Here is a 14,838-nt window from a genome sequence, read left to right on the forward strand (position 1 = left end):
CTTGGCTGTCACGCATCCCCCGGCCCGCTGGAGACGGTGCGGCGATCGGGCCGAAAAGCGTGGGTCGTGGGCAAGGCTCGCCGCGTCGGTTCCTGCTTTTCTGGAAGCGCCGGCGAATGTCGCTCCATCGGGTGGGGGTGGCATCGCAACCAAGCGAGTATCGGGGAGCGACTTGCGGCGCCACCCCCGCCCGATGGCCCCGAGGTGCCTCGGGCCGCTCGTTCGGGCAGCTGTGGGCGGTGGTCGGTCGGGACCGCCGGGAATGCGCTGGGGACGATGCGGCGATCGGGCCGGAGAGCGGTGGGGCGCGGGCGGGCGCTACAATGCGGGGCCTGAAGGACGACTGGAGCGCCGATGTTCCCCCGTGATGCCCGCATCGAAGGCTACGACCCCGAACTGGCCGCGGCGATCGCCGACGAGCGGCGGCGCCAGGAGGACCACGTCGAACTGATCGCCTCCGAGAACTATGCCAGCCCCCGGGTACTCGAGGCCCAGGGCAGCGTGCTGACCAACAAGTACGCCGAGGGCTATCCCGGCAAGCGCTACTACGGCGGCTGCGAATACGTCGACGTGGCCGAGCGCCTGGCCCTGGAGCGGGTCAAGGAACTGTTCGGCGCCGACTACGCCAACGTCCAGCCCCACTCCGGATCCCAGGCCAACCAGGCCGTCTACCTCGCCCTGCTGCAGCCGGGCGACACCATCCTCGGCATGAGCCTGGCCCACGGCGGCCACCTCACCCATGGCGCCAAGGTGAACGCCTCCGGCAAGCTGTTCAACGCCATCCAGTACGGCGTCGACGGCGAGGGCCTGATCGACTACGAGGAGGTCGAGCGGCTGGCCCTCGAACACCGGCCGAAGATGGTGGTCGCCGGGTTCTCGGCCTACTCGCGGGTGGTCGACTGGGCGCGGTTCCGCGCCATCGCCGACAAGGTCGGCGCGATCCTGTTCGTCGACATGGCGCACGTGGCCGGCCTGGTGGCGGCGGGCGCGTATCCCAGCCCGCTGCCGCACGCGCACGTGGTCACCTCCACCACCCACAAGACCCTGCGCGGGCCGCGCGGCGGAATCGTCCTGGCCAAGGGCGCGGGCGCGGAGATCGAGAAGAAGCTGCAGTCGATCGTGTTTCCGGGCATCCAGGGCGGCCCGCTGATGCACGTCATCGCCGCCAAGGCGGTGGCCTTCAAGGAAGCGCTGGAGCCGGAGTTCAAGGCCTACCAGGAACAGGTGGTCGCGAACGCGCGGGCCATGGCCAGGACCATCGTCGAGCGCGGCTACCGCATCGTTTCCGGCGGCACCGACAACCACCTCATGCTGGTCGACATGATCGGCAAGGGCATCACCGGCAAGGATGCCGAGGCCGCCCTGGGCAGGGCGCACATCACCGTCAACAAGAACGCGGTACCCAACGACCCGCAGAAGCCCTTCGTCACCTCGGGCCTGCGCATCGGCACCCCGGCGGTGACCACCCGCGGCTACGGCGAGCAGGACTGCATCGAGCTGGCCGGGTGGATGTGCGACGTGCTCGACGCACCCGCCGACGAGGCCGTCATCGGCGCCGTCCGCGACAAGGTCACCGCCCAGTGCCGGAAGTACCCGGTGTATGGCTGAGAGGCCTTGATTGGTAATGCGGAATTGGCGGTTCGTAGAAGCGGCTCGCCGTAGTTCCTCGCCAATCGAACCACCGGTCTTCCGTTTCCCAATCACCTAATCGCGAATCACCAATCACGGCTCTCGATGCACTGCCCCTTCTGCCAGCACGTCGACACCCGCGTCATCGACTCGCGCGTTTCCGAGGATGGCGCGACGATCCGTCGCCGGCGCGAGTGCGAGGCCTGCGGCGAGCGCTTCAGCACGCTGGAGACGATCGAGCTGAAGCTGCCGGTGATCATCAAGGGCGACGGGCGCCGCGAGTCGTTCGACGCGCGCAAGCTGCGCCTGGGCTTCGACCGCGCCCTGCACAAGCGGCCGGTATCCGAGGAGCAGATCGAGGCGGCGGTGCGCGCCGTGGTGCACCAGCTGCGCATGACCACCGAGCGCGAGATCTCCTCGCGCCGGGTCGGAGAGTTCGTGATCGCCGAGCTGCGCAAGCTCGACCACGTCGGCTTCGTGCGCTTCGCCTCGGTGTACCGCTCTTTCGAGGACGTGGCCGATTTTCGCGAGGAGCTCGACCGGCTCGAGCGCGAACTGCCGGGCGAGGGCCAGCTGCCGCTGCTGGCCGGCGAGGTGGTGCCGTTCGAGAAGGGCCCGGGCAAGGGCAGGAAGCGGCGATGACGACGACACCGGAGTACACCGCCACCGACCACGCGATGATGGCGCGGGCCCTGCGCCTGGCCTGGCGGGGCGCCTATACCACCCGGCCCAACCCCATGGTCGGCTGCGTGCTGGTCCACGGCGAGGAAGTGGTGGGGGAGGGCTGGCACCAGCGCAAGGGCGGTCCGCATGCCGAGGTCGTGGCGCTGGAGGCGGCCGGCGCGCGCGCGCGCGGCGCCACCGCCTACGTGACCCTGGAACCCTGCGCGCACACCGGCGCGACCGGGCCCTGCGCGGATGCGCTGGTGGCCGCCGGGGTGGGGCGGGTGATCGCGGCGATGCGCGATCCGTTCCCGCAGGTGGACGGCAAGGGATTCGAGCGGCTGCGCGCCGCCGGGATCGAGACCGGCTCCGGGCTGCTCGAGGCGCAGGCGCGCGAACTCAATGCCGGCTGGCTTTCGCGGGTGGAGCGGGGTCGTCCCTGGGTGCGGGTGAAGCTGGCGATGAGCCTGGACGGGCGCACCGCGCTGGCCAACGGCGATTCGAAGTGGATCACCGGCGAGCCGGCGCGCCTGGACGGGCACCGCTGGCGCGCCCGCGCCGGGGCGATCCTGGCCGGTGCCGGCACCATCCTTGCCGACGACCCGCAGCTCACCGTGCGCCTGCCCGGGGACGTCGAGGTGGTGCCGCCGCTGCGGGTGGTGCTGGATCCGGGGCTGGCCACGGTGGCCCGCGGCCGGGTCCGCGAGGGCGAGGCGCCGACCCTGTACCTGCACGCGCCGGACGTGAAGCCCCCGCGCGGCATCGACGCGCAGCGCGCCGCGGTGCCGGCGAGCGGCAGCAGTCTCGACCTGGGCGCGGTACTGCGGCTGCTGGCCGAGCGCGAGATCAACGAAGTCCACGTGGAGACCGGCGCCACCCTGGCCGGGGCGTTCCTGAGCGCCGGGCTGGTCGACGAACTGCTGCTGTACGTCGCCCCGGTCCTGCTGGGGGATCGTGCGCGGCCGCTGTTCGCCGGCCTGGAGATCGAGGCGATGACGCAGCGTCTGCAGCTGGAACTTTTCGAAACCCGCGCCGTGGGCGGCGACCTGCGCCTGCGTTTGCGGCCGCAAGCCCGGGCCCAGCGCCAGGCCCGGCCGCAGGGCTAGCGGCGGAGCGAGGTCGGCGCCGAAGCCGCGGGCGCCACATCGACGCGTGCCCGCGGCGGAAGTTCGCCACCCGTCGCCGGACGCGGCTGCGGGGGACGATGACGCCTCGACCCATCACCGGGAGCGCGCGATGAGCAGCCAGGCTCCGTTCCACGATCACTTCTCCGCAGTGGCCGCGGACTACGCGCTGGCGCGGCCTGACTATCCGGAGGCGCTGTTCGACTGGATCGCCGCCGCCGCGCGGGCGCGCGGGTGCGCGTGGGAGGCCGGCTGCGGCAGCGGCCAGGCCAGCCGCAGCCTGGCGGCGCGCTTCGCCCGGGTCCACGCCAGCGATCCCAGCGCCGCGCAGATCGCGCAGGCGCGCGCGCCGGACAACGTGCATTTCGCGGTCGAGGCCGCGGAACGCTGCAGCCTGGCCGGCGCCAGCGCGGATGCGGTCTGCGTGGCGCAGGCGCTGCACTGGTTCGACCGGGGCGCGTTCTTCGCCGAGTGCGCGCGGGTGTTGCGCCCAGGCGGGGTGCTGGTGGCCTGGGGCTACCAGGACATCGAGCCCGATCCGGTGCTGCGCGCGGCGGTCGATGCGTTCCGGGGCGAGATCGCCGCCTGCTGGCCGCCCGAGCGCGCGCTGGTGGACGGCGCGTATTCGGGCTTCGATTGGCCGTTTCCCGCCATCCCGGTACCGGCGTTCGCGATGGCCGCCGAATGGCCGCTGGCGCGGTTGCTGGCCTACTTCGCCAGCTTTTCGGCGACCAGGCGCTTTCGCGAGCAGCATGGTGAAGATCCGGTCGCCCGCCACGCCCCTGCGATCGCCGCCGCCTGGGGCGAACCGGAGCGCCGCAGGCCCCTGCGCTGGCCCCTGTTCGTCCACGCCCGCCGCAAACCCATGTAGGAGCGTGCCATGCACGCGAAGGCCGGCGTGGGCGCCGACGCCCGGAATCGCCGCCCGCCCGGTCGGAACCGCCCGCGGCTTTCGCGGCCGTGGGCCGCTCCTGCGGACGGGGCGGCCCGCGGCCGGTTGGGGCGGTGCCGGCGGTGACGCGCGCGGATGGAACACGGTGTCGCGGCCGGCGGCAGCCGCGGCGTTGTAGAATGCCCGCGCCGGCTCGCCGGCGATCCACGACACAACCAGACGTCTTCAGGGCGGGGTGGAAGTCCCCACCGGCGGTAGGCGTGGCGCTTCTGCGAAGCCGCTACGCGAGCCCGCGAGCGCTTGCGGCGGCTCTTCCCGGGCCGACGCGGGGTCAGCAGATCCGGTCGAATGCCGGAGCCGACGGTCCGGGAGCGATGCGCGGCGCGGCCGGGCAGCGTTCCCCACAGTCCGGATGAAAGAAGACGGCATGCGCGGCCGGCGGCTGCGCGCATGTCCACGCGCCCGGGACGTTTTCGCTTCCACCGCGGGAAACGCGCATGTCCCCATCGTTCCGTTCCGATCCGATCACCGTCCTGCGCGGCCGCCCCGCACGCGGGGCGCGCTGATGTTCACCGGCATCATCGAGGGGGTCGGCCGGCTGGCCGCGCGCGCGCCGCGCGGCGGCGACATGCGGCTGGCGATCGAGGTCGGCAGCCTGCCGTTCGCGGACGTGCGCGCCGGCGAGAGCATCGCGGTCAACGGCGTGTGCCTGACCGTGGTCGCCTTCGATGCGCGCGCCTTCCAGGCCGACGCTTCCACCGAGACCCTGGCGCTGACCACCCTCGGCGCGCTGGCCGAAGGCGCGCCGCTCAACCTCGAGCGGGCGATGCGCCCGGACGATCGGCTGGGCGGCCACCTGGTCAGCGGCCATGTCGACGGGGTCGGGCGGGTGCAGTCGGTGGCGCCCGATGCGCGCGCCCAGCGCTGGCGCTTCTCCGCGCCGGCCCAGGTGCTGCGCTACGTGGCGAAGAAGGGCTCGATCTGCGTCGACGGCGTCAGCCTCACCGTCAACGCGGTCGACGATGCCGGCTTCGAGGTCGCGCTGATCCCGCATACCGTCGCCAATACCGCGTTCGCATCCACCGCGGTCGGCGACGCGGTGAATCTGGAGGTCGATCTGGTGGCGCGCTACGTGGAGAGGCTGCTGCACGCGCCCTGACCCTGCCGGGCGGGCCGGGACCTGTCGCGCCGGTCGCAGCGCAGTTCGCTGCGGCCACGCCGCGACCTGCGCGGACCCGATCCGCCGGATCCGGTCCTCCCGGAGGGGAGACCCGAGACCGGACCATCTCCACGCAGCCAGCCATCACCGATCGCCAGCCGCCATCACTACCAACCCGAGCCGCCCATGCCCTTCTCCCCGATCCCAGAACTGCTCGACGAAATCCGCGCCGGGCGCATGGTGGTCATCGTCGACGACGAGGACCGCGAGAACGAGGGCGATCTGATCATGGCCGCCGAACTGGTGCGGCCCTCGGACATCAACTTCATGGTCACCCACGCCCGCGGCCTGGTCTGCCTGTCGCTGGCCCGGGAGCGCTGCGCGCAGCTGGGTCTGCCGCCGATGGTGCGCGACAACACCTCCGCGCACGGCACCAACTTCACCGTCAGCATCGAGGCGGCCGAAGGGGTGTCGACCGGCATCTCGGCCTACGATCGCGCCCACACCATCCGCACCGCGGTGCGCCCGGACGCGCGGCCGGGCGACCTGTCGCAGCCGGGGCACATCTTCCCGCTGCAGGCGCAGCCGGGCGGGGTGCTCAGCCGCGCCGGGCACACCGAGGCGGCCAGCGACCTGGCACTGCTGGCCGGGCTGGAGCCGGCCGGGGTGCTGGTGGAGATCCTCAACGCCGACGGCAGCATGGCGCGGCGCCCGCAGCTGGAGACGTTCGCCCGCGAGCACGGACTGAAGCTCGGCTCGATCGAGGACCTGATCCGTCACCGCCTCGAGACCGAACACACCATCGAGCGCATCGACGAGCGTGCGATCGACACCGCGCATGGCGGCTTCCGCCTGCTGACCTATCGCGACCGGCTCAGCCACGGCCTGCATTTCGCCCTGGTCCGCGGCGCGCCCGATGCCGCCCGGCCGACCCTGGTGCGGGTGCAGCCGATGAACCCGCTGGCCGACGCGCTGCACTGGCGCCGCGAGGATTTCGGCCCGGCCACCGGCGACGTACTGGCGCGGATTGCGCGCGAGCCGGCCGGGGCGCTGGTGCTGCTGGAGGACGCGTCCGCGGCGGACGCGCTGCTGGCGCGGATCCGGCAGGCGCCGGACGGAGCCGGCACCGCCCCCACGCGCGCCGGGGCCCTGGCCGAGTGGCGCCGCAACGGCGCCGGCAGCCAGATCCTCGCCGACCTCGGCTGCGGCCGGCTGCGCGTGCTCGGTACCCCGCGCAAGCAGGTCGGGCTGGCCGGGTTCGGGCTGGAGGTGGTGGAGTACGTCGAGCCCTAGGCGGCGCGCGCCGGCGCCTCCGTGGATCACGTCCGCCGCAGCCCATGCTCTAAACTGTCCCGCCGACCCGAGAGCCCACCCGCGATGTCCCATTACGAAGGCGATCTGCGCGCCGCGGAAGGCGCGCGTTTCGCGATCGTCGCCAGCCGCTGGAATCCCCGCATCAGCGACACCCTGGTCGCCGGCGCGCGCAAGGCCTTCGCCGACAACGGCGTGGCCGAGCAGGCGGTCGACGTGATCCGGGTGCCTGGCGCCTGGGAGATCCCGGTCGCGGCGGCGCGCCTGGCCGCCGGCGGCCGCCACCGCGCCATCGTCGCCCTGGGCTGCGTGGTGCGCGGCGACACCCGCCACTACGAGCAGGTCGCCGATGGCTGTTCGGAAGCACTGATGCGGGTGGCGCTCGATTCGGGCGTCCCCGTGGCCAACGGCGTGCTCGCGGTCGACCATGCCGAGGACGCCGAGCGCCGCGCCGGCGGCAGCCACGGCAACAAGGGCGAGGAGGCCGCGCTGGTGGCGATCGAGATGGCCGACCTGATGGGGAAGCTGGCGTGATCGGCCGGATGCGGAAGGCCCCGCCGGAGCGGGCCGGGGTGCCGGCATGAGCCGGCCGCAGCGCGGCGGCATCGACCCGGTGCTGCGCACGCGCGCGCGGCGCCGCGCGCTGCAGGCGGTGTACGCCTGGCAGCTGTCCGGCGGTGCCGCCGGGGACATCGTCGCGCAGTTCGCCCACGAGCAGGCCAACGAGGTCGCCGATCTGGAGTATTTCGAGGACCTGGTGCGCGGCGTGCTGGCCCGGCGCGCCGACCTGGACGCGGCGCTGCAGCCGTTCCTGGACCGCGGCATCGACGAGGTGGACCAGATCGAGCGCGCCATGCTGCGCATCGCCGCCTACGAGCTGCAGCACCGGCTGGACGTGCCCTACCGCGTGGTCATCGACGAGGCGCTGAAGACGGTCAAGCGCTTCGGCTCCGAACACGGCCACACCTACGTCAACGGCGTGCTCGATCGCGCCTGCGGCCAATGGCGCGCGGTCGAGAAGCGGGGGGCCGGCGGGGAGGCGTGACCGGCGCGGCGCCAGCCCCGCCACGCCCGTCCCTCCGTCGCGCCGCGGCATGGAATTCGACCTGATCGCCCGGATCCGCGCGCGCGCGGCATCGCGTCCGGACGTCGAGCTCGGGATCGGCGACGACGCGGCGATCGTGCGGGTCCCCGACGGCCTGCGGCTGGTGCTGGCCACCGACACCCTCAACGCCGGGGTGCATTTCCCGGCCGGCACCGTGCCGGCCGACATCGGCTGGAAGGCGCTGGCGGTGAACCTGTCCGACCTGGCGGCGATGGCCGCCGAGCCGGCCTGGTGCACGCTGTCGCTCTCGCTGCCGCAGGCGGACGCGGCCTGGCTCGACGGTTTTCTCGACGGATTCCTCGACCTCGCCGCGCGCCATGGCGTGGCGCTGGTGGGCGGCGATACCACCCGCGGGCCGCTCTCGGTCTGCGTCACCGCGCACGGCCTGGTCGCGCCGGGCCGCGCGCTGCGCCGCGGCGGTGCCATGGCCGGCGACGAGGTCTGGGTCACCGGCACCCTCGGCGACGCGGCCGCGGCGCTGGCGCTGGCGGGCACGGGCGCCGCGGCCGCCGCCGGTCCGCAGGCTGCCCGGGAGCTCCGCCGGCGGCTGGACCGGCCGGAACCGCGGGTCGGCGCGGGCCGGGCGCTCGCCGGTCTGGCCAGCGCCTGCATCGACGTGTCCGACGGCCTGCTCGCCGACCTCGGCCATGTCTGCGCCGCCGGCGGCGTCGGCGCCGAGGTCGCGCTCGACGCGCTGCCGGCCTCGGCGGCGCTGATCGCGCTGTTCCCGCAGCGCGCGCGCCGCGCGCTGCAGGCGCGCGGCGGCGACGACTACGAGCTGTGCTTCACCGCGCCCGTGTCGCGCCGCGCCGCGATCGCCGATGCCCTGGCCGGCGCCGGCGTCGCGGCGACCCGGATCGGTGCGATCGTCGCCGGCGACCGCGTGCGCGCGCTGGATGCAGCGGGCGCGGAGTGGGTCGCGGATCGCGCGGGCTACCAGCATTTCGAGGGCTGACGCCTCGGCCGCCGCCTACGGCTCCGGCAGCACCTTGCCCGGGTTGAGGATGCCGTCCGGGTCCAGCGCCGCCTTCACCGCGCGCATCGCCGCCAGGGTCGGCGCGTCGAACGCATCGCGCATGAATTCGCGCTTGGCGGTGCCGATGCCGTGTTCGCCCGACAGCGTGCCGCCCAGCGCCAGGGTGAGCGCGAACAGCCGCGGCAGCGCGGCGCGCGCGCGCGCGTCCTGCCCGGTGTCGTCGGGGTCGTAGAGGATGTTGGCGTGCAGGTTGCCGTTGCCGGCGTGGCCGAAGGCGACGATCGGGATGTCGAACTCGCGCGCCAGCGCCTCGATGCCCGCCACCAGTTCGGGGATCCGCGACACCGGCACCACCACGTCCTCGTTGAGCTTGGCCGGGGCGATCGCACGCTGGGCGTGCGACAGCGCCTTGCGCGCGGCCCACAGGCGCGCGCTCGCGGCGTCGTCGGCGGCGCGCTCCAGCGCGCGCAGGCCCGGCCCGCGCGCCGCGCGCTCCAGCGCATCCAGCACGTGCGGGAGGGTGGCGGCATCGCCGTCGGCCTCGATCAGCAGCAGCGCACCGGCCTCCGCGATCTTCGCACCGCCGACCTCGCGCGCCAGGCGGATGGATGCGGCGTCCATGAATTCCAGCATCGCGGGGGTCGCCGGCTGCGCCATGATCCGCGCCACCGCCGCGGCGGCCGCCGTGGCGTCGTCGTAGAGCGCGCGCAGGCTGGCGCGCGCCGCGGGCACCGGCGCCAGCTTGAGGGTCGCCTCCACGATCAGCGCCAGGGTGCCTTCGCTGCCGACGATCAGGTGGGTGAGGTCGTAGCCGGTGGCGTCCTTGGTGGTCGCGCTGCCGACGGTGACGAGGTCGCCGGTGCCGGTCACCGCCACCAGGCCGAGCACGTTGTCGCGGCTGGCCCCGTACTTCACGGTGTGCGGGCCGCCGGCGTTGCAGGCCAGGTTGCCGCCGATGGTGCAGTCGTCGGCGCTGGCGGGATCCGGCGGCCAGAACAGCCCGTGCGCCGCGAGCGCGCGCTGCAGGGCGCCGTTGCGCACGCCGGGCTCCACCACCGCGACGCGGTCGTCGGCGCGGATCTCCCGGATGCGCGCCATGCGCGCGAACGACACCGCTACCGCGCCGCCGGCCAGCGCCGCTCCGGTGCTGCTGGTGGCGCTGCCCCGGGCGACCACCGCCACCCGGTGGCGGCGGCAGGCCCGGACCAGGGCGGCGACCTGTCCGCGGTCGGCCGGCGTGGCCACGCCGAGCGGCATGGCCGTGCGGCGCGAACCGTCGCCGGCGTGGGCGGCGAGCGCCGCCGCATCGCTCCGCCAGCCCGCGCCGAGCAGGTCGGCCAGTTCGGCATCGAGCGCGGCGGGGACGGAAGACATTGCCGGATTGTACGGTGGGCGGTCCACGCGCCCGGGCATCACCCTGTAGGAGCGGCCCAAGGCCGCGACGGCTGCGGGTGGCTCGGACGGGTTGGCGGTGATTCCGGGCGTCGGCCGCCGTCGCCGGCTTTCGCGTGCGTGGCACGCTCCTACGGGTGGGGACGATCGTGCCCATTTTCCGCAGGAGCGACCCACGGCCGCGAAGCCGCGGGAGGTCAGGCAGGGTCGGGGGGTGATTCCGGCGGTGGCGGCTACAGGTCGTCGAGGCGGAACGCGTCGCGGATCCAGTGCAGCCGCGGCTCGGCCGGGTCGCCGTCGGCCTCGACCACGTCGAATCGGCAGGGCGCATCGGCGAGCGTGCGATGGCCGAGGAGGAACGCCTGGGCCGCGCGCACGATGCGCCGACGCTTGGCCGGCGTCACCGAGACCGCGCCGCCGCCGAACCCGGCCGAACGCCGGTAGCGCACCTCGACGAACACCACGGTACCGGGACCGGCACGGCCCGCGGCCGGCGGGTCCAGCATCACCAGGTCGAGTTCGCCGCAGCGGAAGTTCGCATTGGCGGCCAGTTCGCGCAGTCCGGCGCGCAGCAGGTGGTCCCGCGCCGCGCGTTCGACATCGTCGCCGCGCGCGCGGGTCAGGCTCACCCGCCGGTCGCGCCCAGCGGCACCACGTGGCCGCCGCTGAAGGTGGCCCAGGCCGGCGTGCGCAGCACGTTGCCGAACCCGTCGATGCGCAGCGTGCCGGTGGCGCCGCGCAGCTCCGCGTTGGCGTCGCCGATCAGCCGTTCCATGAAGGCGGTGATCAGCCAGGCGTCGTAGCCGAACGCGAACAGCCGTGCCGCCGGACCGCGCGCGGTCGGGAGTGCGGCCGCCACGCTCGATGCCATGGGCAGCCCGGCCACGCCGGTCGCGGTCCAGCGCTCGGTCGGGAACACGATGCCGTCCAACGCCACGTCGTCCTCGCTGTTGCCGCTGCCGTAGAGCTGCGAGGTGCCCACCCGCGGCCGGGTGGCATAGCCGGCGGCCACCAGCTGCGGCGCGATCGCGCGCGCCTGCGCCCCGCGCAGGCCGAGGAACACGGCTTCGGCGCCGTCCGGCTTCAGCATGGCGTTGCGCAGCGCCTCGGTCATGTCAGGCGGCGTCTCTCCGGTCACCACCAGCATGTCGCTGACGGCGCCGCCGCCGGCCTCGAACTGGCGGCGGAACGCGTCGACGCTGCGGCGAGCGTTGTCGTCGGCACCGTTCAGCACCAGCACCCGGCGCACGTTGCGCGACAGCAGGTAGTCGGCCGCGGCGATGCCGTCGTCCTCGGGCGCCAGGGCGAAGCTGAAGCTGCCGGTGGGGGCCTCTTCGCCGACCCGGTTGAGCGCGAGCACAGGGACCCGCAGCAGCGCCGGGTCGCGCAGCACCGCGGCCACCTCGTCGCGCCCGAGCGGCCCGAGCACGTAATCGGCGCCCTCGCCGACCGCGCGCTGGTAGGCGGCGCTGGCGCCGGCCGGGGTGCCGGTGGTGTCGTAGAACTGCACTTCCGGGCGCTGCCGGCGCTCGCCGTAGTAGCCGGCCAGCAGGCCGTCGCGCACCGGCGCGGCCGCGGTCGCCAGGTGCCCCGACAGCGGCAGCAGCACCGCCAGCCGCAACGGCGGCCGGTAGCCGTCGGGATCGGCGGCCGGGCGGTTGCCGGCGTGCGCGTTCCACAGTGCGTCCAGATCGAACGGCCGCGGCAGCGGCAGGTTGCGGGCGAGCAGCGCGCGGCCGGCGAAGCCGTACAGTGGGTCGCCGACCGGCAGGGCGGCAGCGCCCTGCGCCAGGGTCTGGTCGTCGATCCCGGCCAGCAGGCGCTCGATTTCACGCGCGCCCTCGGCGCGCGCCTGGCCGCTGAGCCCGACCTGCTCGCGCGCCAGCGCCGCCGCCGCCGCCAGCGCGGGATCCGACGGGGCGGTCGAGGTGGCCGGGCCGCTGACCTGCACCGAGGCGCAGCCGGCCAGCAGCAGCGTGGCCAGCAGCAGGAGGATCCGGGAGGTCGATCGCCGCATGGGTCACAGTCCGTGGTGAAGAACGGCTAGGATTCTACCGCCCCAGTGCGGAGAGACCATGCCAGGCCCAGAAACCGCCGGAACGCTGCACGTGGTGGCCACCCCGATCGGCAATCTCGACGATCTGTCGCCGCGCGCGCAGCGGATCCTGCGCGAAGTGGACGCGGTCTGCGCTGAAGACACCCGCCACAGCCGCCAGTTGCTGGCGCACTTCGGCATCGCCACGCCGCTGCTGGCGCTGCACGAGCACAACGAGGAACAGCTGGCGGGGCGGCTGGTGGCGCGCCTGCAGGGCGGCGATGCGCTGGCCCTGGTCAGCGATGCCGGCACCCCCCTGGTCAGCGATCCGGGCTACCGCCTGGTGCGGGCCGCGCGCCGGGCCGGGGTGCGGGTCAGCCCGGTGCCGGGCCCCAGCGCCCTGGTCGCGGCGCTGAGCGTGGCCGGCCTAGCCAGCGACCGGTTCGTGTTCGAAGGCTTCCTGCCGGCGAAGGCGGCGGCGCGCCGCGAACGCCTGGCCGGCCTGGCCGCCGAGCCGCGCACGCTGATCTTCTACGAGTCCTCGCACCGCATCGCCGACACCCTGGACGATATGCGCGCGTCTTTCGGGGGCGGCCGGCCGGCGGTGCTGGCGCGGGAGCTGACCAAGCTGTTCGAGACGGTGCTCGACGGCAGCCTCGACCAGCTGGCCGCGGCGCTGGCGGCCGATCCGAACCAGCGCCGCGGCGAATTCGTGGTGCTGGTGGAGGGGGCCGGGGACGCGGCCGACGCGCGGCTTGCGCACGGGCGCCGGGTCTACGCGCTGCTGGCCGCGCACCTGCCGCCCTCGACCGCGGCGCGGCTCGCCGCCGAGCTCAGCGGCGCGCCGCGCAAGGCGCTCTACGGGCAGGAACCGGCTTGAGCGGGAGGCCCCGGCGATGAGGCCGGTCCCGTGCCTGGCGGCGGCCCTGACCGCGCTCGCCTGCCTCTGCGCCTGCACCTACCGGGTACGCGAGTCCAACATCGTCATACCGCGTGCCGCCCCGGCGGTCGACCTCGCGGCACTGCGCGCCGAACTGGGATGCTACCGGATCGCGGAGGACCGCATTGCTGCCGCGGACGGTGCGAGCCTGTATTCGCTGCGGCTGTCGCGCGCCGACGCCCGGGCCACCGTGCTCTACTTCGGCGGCAACGGCTATACCGTAGGCAGGTGGGCAGCGGCCACCGCCCGCAACTACGCCCGCGTGCCGGTCAACGTGGTGCTGGTCGACCACCGCGGCTATGGCGCGAGCGGCGGCGACCCCACGCTCGATGCGCTGCTGGCCGACGCCGTGCTGGTCTACGACCGGGTGGCGGCGGATCCCGCGCTCGGCGCGCTTCCCCTGCTGGTCCATGGCCATTCCCTGGGCAGCTTCATGGCCGGGCAGGTGGCCGGCCAGCGGCGCTTGGATGGCCTGATCCTCGAGGCCACCGCCACCACCACCGAGGACTGGGCGGCGCATCTGCGCTCGCGCCAGCCCCTGTGGCTTCGGATGCTGGTCCGGCGGGTGGTGCCGGAGGAGGCGATCGCCGGCCGCGGCAACCTGGCGCTCGCGCCGGGGCTCGACGAGCCGGTGCTGTATGTCGTCGGCAGCGAGGACGAGGTCACGCCGCCGCATCTGGCGCGGGCGTTGTTCGACGCGACTGCGCTGCCCGAGGGCCGCAAGCGCCTGCTGGTGGTCCCCGGCGGTGGGCACATGGATGCGGCGCGGTCGCCCCGGTTCGGCGCTGCGCTGGCGGATTTCATCGCGATGATCGCGGCTGAACCGGCCGCGGGGACGAGTCCGCCGGCGGTGGCCTCCGCGTGCGACAATGGCCGTGGCGGAGTCGGCCAGGCAGTCGCGTCATCCCGGCCCTTCGGGGCGGCGGATGCCGAGGAAAGTCCGGGCTCCACAGGGCACGGTGCCAGGTAATGCCTGGGCGGCGCGAGCCGACGGAAAGTGCAACAGAAAGCAGACCGCCGATGGCCCGCAAGGGATCAGGCAAGGGTGAAACGGTGCGGTAAGAGCGCACCGCGAGTCCGGCAACGGACCGGCACGGCAAACCCCACCGGGAGCAAGGCCAAATAGGGACCTCATGACGTGGCCCGCGTCGGGTCCGGGTAGGCTGCTCGAGCGTAGCGGTGACGCTGCGCCTAGAGGAATGACTGTCCACGACAGAACCCGGCTTATCGGCCGGCTCCGCCACCTTCCCCCTCACCGCGATCGGTTCGCGCAGTGGCCCGCGTGCGCCCCGGGGTGCGGCGGGCGGAGCCAGCACCTCCATGCCGGTCAGCGGGCGATGACGACCTCCACCCGGCGGTTGCGCGCGCGGCCCGCTGGGTGGCCGGAGCCGTCCGCGGCCGCATTCGGCGCCACCGGCTGCGCTTCGCCGAACCCGCGCGCCTGCAGCCGGGACGCCGGCACCGTCGCCCCGGCGACCAGCCACGCGACCACCGCCTCCGCGCGCCGCTGGGAGAGCGCGAGGTTGCGCGCCGCGGGCCTCTTACCCCAGCGCCCGGGATGGCGCTCTCGGCGCGCCGTTCATGGCCGGAGCGTCTGGTGGTTTCGCGGCGG

13 protein-coding genes, 1 other RNA gene and 2 pseudogenes are annotated in these 14,838 nt (G+C 74.2%); 12 read left to right on the forward strand and 4 right to left on the reverse strand.

Translation table 11 applies throughout. The features are described 5' to 3' along the window. Window positions 1–354: 354 nt before the first annotated feature. The 9 genes from glyA (at window position 355) to thiL (ending at window position 8,838) form a co-directional block, all read left to right on the forward strand. Window positions 355–1,608: a serine hydroxymethyltransferase gene (glyA, locus tag QFW77_RS05095; RefSeq protein ID WP_280573265.1), complete on the forward strand. Its 1,254-nt coding sequence runs from the start codon at window positions 355–357 to the stop codon at window positions 1,606–1,608. A 126-nt stretch (window positions 1,609–1,734) separates the two neighbouring features. Then, complete coding sequence (gene nrdR, locus QFW77_RS05100) at window positions 1,735–2,271, forward strand: transcriptional regulator NrdR (RefSeq protein ID WP_280573266.1); 537 nt, start codon at window positions 1,735–1,737, stop codon at window positions 2,269–2,271. Continuing rightward, window positions 2,268–3,398: a bifunctional diaminohydroxyphosphoribosylaminopyrimidine deaminase/5-amino-6-(5-phosphoribosylamino)uracil reductase RibD gene (gene ribD / locus QFW77_RS05105; RefSeq protein ID WP_280573267.1), complete on the forward strand. Its 1,131-nt coding sequence runs from the start codon at window positions 2,268–2,270 to the stop codon at window positions 3,396–3,398. The genes nrdR and ribD overlap by 4 nt, the downstream gene beginning before the upstream one ends. 130 nt (window positions 3,399–3,528) lie before the next feature. After that, window positions 3,529–4,287, forward strand: coding sequence for a class I SAM-dependent methyltransferase (locus QFW77_RS05110; RefSeq protein WP_280573268.1), 759 nt, complete (start codon window positions 3,529–3,531; stop codon window positions 4,285–4,287). A 586-nt stretch (window positions 4,288–4,873) separates the two neighbouring features. After that, window positions 4,874–5,467, forward strand: coding sequence for a riboflavin synthase (locus tag QFW77_RS05115; protein WP_280573269.1), 594 nt, complete (start codon window positions 4,874–4,876; stop codon window positions 5,465–5,467). A 186-nt stretch (window positions 5,468–5,653) separates the two neighbouring features. Then, a complete protein-coding gene (gene ribB, locus QFW77_RS05120) occupies window positions 5,654–6,760 on the forward strand; it encodes a 3,4-dihydroxy-2-butanone-4-phosphate synthase (protein WP_280573270.1) in 1,107 nt (368 codons plus the stop codon). A gap of 84 nt (window positions 6,761–6,844) precedes the next feature. Next, complete coding sequence (gene ribH, locus QFW77_RS05125; protein WP_280573271.1) at window positions 6,845–7,312, forward strand: 6,7-dimethyl-8-ribityllumazine synthase; 468 nt, start codon at window positions 6,845–6,847, stop codon at window positions 7,310–7,312. Window positions 7,313–7,358: 46 nt separating this feature from the next. Continuing rightward, entirely contained in the window at window positions 7,359–7,823 is a 465-nt protein-coding gene (gene nusB / locus QFW77_RS05130; protein WP_280573272.1) for a transcription antitermination factor NusB, read from the forward strand. 49 nt (window positions 7,824–7,872) lie between these two features. After that, window positions 7,873–8,838, forward strand: a complete 966-nt coding sequence (thiL, locus tag QFW77_RS05135; protein ID WP_280573273.1) for a thiamine-phosphate kinase — start codon at window positions 7,873–7,875, stop codon at window positions 8,836–8,838. 15 nt (window positions 8,839–8,853) lie between these two features. Here thiL and QFW77_RS05140 read toward each other — a convergent pair whose 3' ends face one another. From QFW77_RS05140 to QFW77_RS05150, 3 genes are all read right to left on the reverse strand, one after another. Then, a complete protein-coding gene (locus QFW77_RS05140) occupies window positions 8,854–10,233 on the reverse strand; it encodes an FAD-binding oxidoreductase (RefSeq protein WP_280573274.1) in 1,380 nt (459 codons plus the stop codon). A 251-nt stretch (window positions 10,234–10,484) separates the two neighbouring features. Further along, a complete protein-coding gene (locus QFW77_RS05145; RefSeq protein ID WP_280573275.1) occupies window positions 10,485–10,880 on the reverse strand; it encodes a YraN family protein in 396 nt (131 codons plus the stop codon). Next, entirely contained in the window at window positions 10,877–12,268 is a 1,392-nt protein-coding gene (locus tag QFW77_RS05150; protein WP_425603275.1) for a penicillin-binding protein activator, read from the reverse strand. The genes QFW77_RS05145 and QFW77_RS05150 overlap by 4 nt, the downstream gene beginning before the upstream one ends. 58 nt (window positions 12,269–12,326) lie before the next feature. On the opposite strand from QFW77_RS05150, the gene rsmI reads away from it, so the two are divergent. From rsmI to rnpB, 3 genes and pseudogenes are all read left to right on the forward strand, one after another. Next, window positions 12,327–13,166 carry a 16S rRNA (cytidine(1402)-2'-O)-methyltransferase gene (rsmI, locus tag QFW77_RS05155; RefSeq protein WP_280573276.1) on the forward strand — a complete coding sequence of 280 codons (840 nt, stop codon included), beginning with the start codon at window positions 12,327–12,329 and terminating at the stop codon, window positions 13,164–13,166. Between the two features lie 16 nt (window positions 13,167–13,182). Further along, a pseudogene (locus QFW77_RS19115) lies at window positions 13,183–13,767 on the forward strand (alpha/beta hydrolase); the annotation flags it as partial. 339 nt (window positions 13,768–14,106) lie between these two features. Further along, an RNA gene (rnpB, locus tag QFW77_RS05160) (RNase P RNA component class A) lies at window positions 14,107–14,469 on the forward strand. 84 nt (window positions 14,470–14,553) lie between these two features. On the opposite strand, the pseudogene QFW77_RS05165 reads toward rnpB, so the two are convergent. Next, window positions 14,554–14,751, reverse strand: a pseudogene (locus QFW77_RS05165) (OmpA family protein); the annotation flags it as partial. Window positions 14,752–14,838 lie beyond the last annotated feature (87 nt).

The organism is Luteimonas endophytica (assembly GCF_029887875.1).
GTDB lineage: Bacteria > Pseudomonadota > Gammaproteobacteria > Xanthomonadales > Xanthomonadaceae > Luteimonas > Luteimonas endophytica.

Coding starts and splice junctions, on each gene's coding strand:
- ribB (WP_280573270.1), top strand. CDS start 5,654: ATGCCCTTCTCCCCGATCCCAGAACTGCTCGACGAAATCCGCGCCGGG.
- QFW77_RS05140 (WP_280573274.1), bottom strand. CDS start 10,233: ATGTCTTCCGTCCCCGCCGCGCTCGATGCCGAACTGGCCGACCTGCTC.
- nusB (WP_280573272.1), top strand. CDS start 7,359: ATGAGCCGGCCGCAGCGCGGCGGCATCGACCCGGTGCTGCGCACGCGC.
- rsmI (WP_280573276.1), top strand. CDS start 12,327: ATGCCAGGCCCAGAAACCGCCGGAACGCTGCACGTGGTGGCCACCCCG.
- ribH (WP_280573271.1), top strand. CDS start 6,845: ATGTCCCATTACGAAGGCGATCTGCGCGCCGCGGAAGGCGCGCGTTTC.
- QFW77_RS05150 (WP_425603275.1), bottom strand. CDS start 12,268: ATGCGGCGATCGACCTCCCGGATCCTCCTGCTGCTGGCCACGCTGCTG.
- thiL (WP_280573273.1), top strand. CDS start 7,873: ATGGAATTCGACCTGATCGCCCGGATCCGCGCGCGCGCGGCATCGCGT.
- nrdR (WP_280573266.1), top strand. CDS start 1,735: ATGCACTGCCCCTTCTGCCAGCACGTCGACACCCGCGTCATCGACTCG.
- glyA (WP_280573265.1), top strand. CDS start 355: ATGTTCCCCCGTGATGCCCGCATCGAAGGCTACGACCCCGAACTGGCC.
- QFW77_RS05110 (WP_280573268.1), top strand. CDS start 3,529: ATGAGCAGCCAGGCTCCGTTCCACGATCACTTCTCCGCAGTGGCCGCG.
- QFW77_RS05115 (WP_280573269.1), top strand. CDS start 4,874: ATGTTCACCGGCATCATCGAGGGGGTCGGCCGGCTGGCCGCGCGCGCG.
- ribD (WP_280573267.1), top strand. CDS start 2,268: ATGACGACGACACCGGAGTACACCGCCACCGACCACGCGATGATGGCG.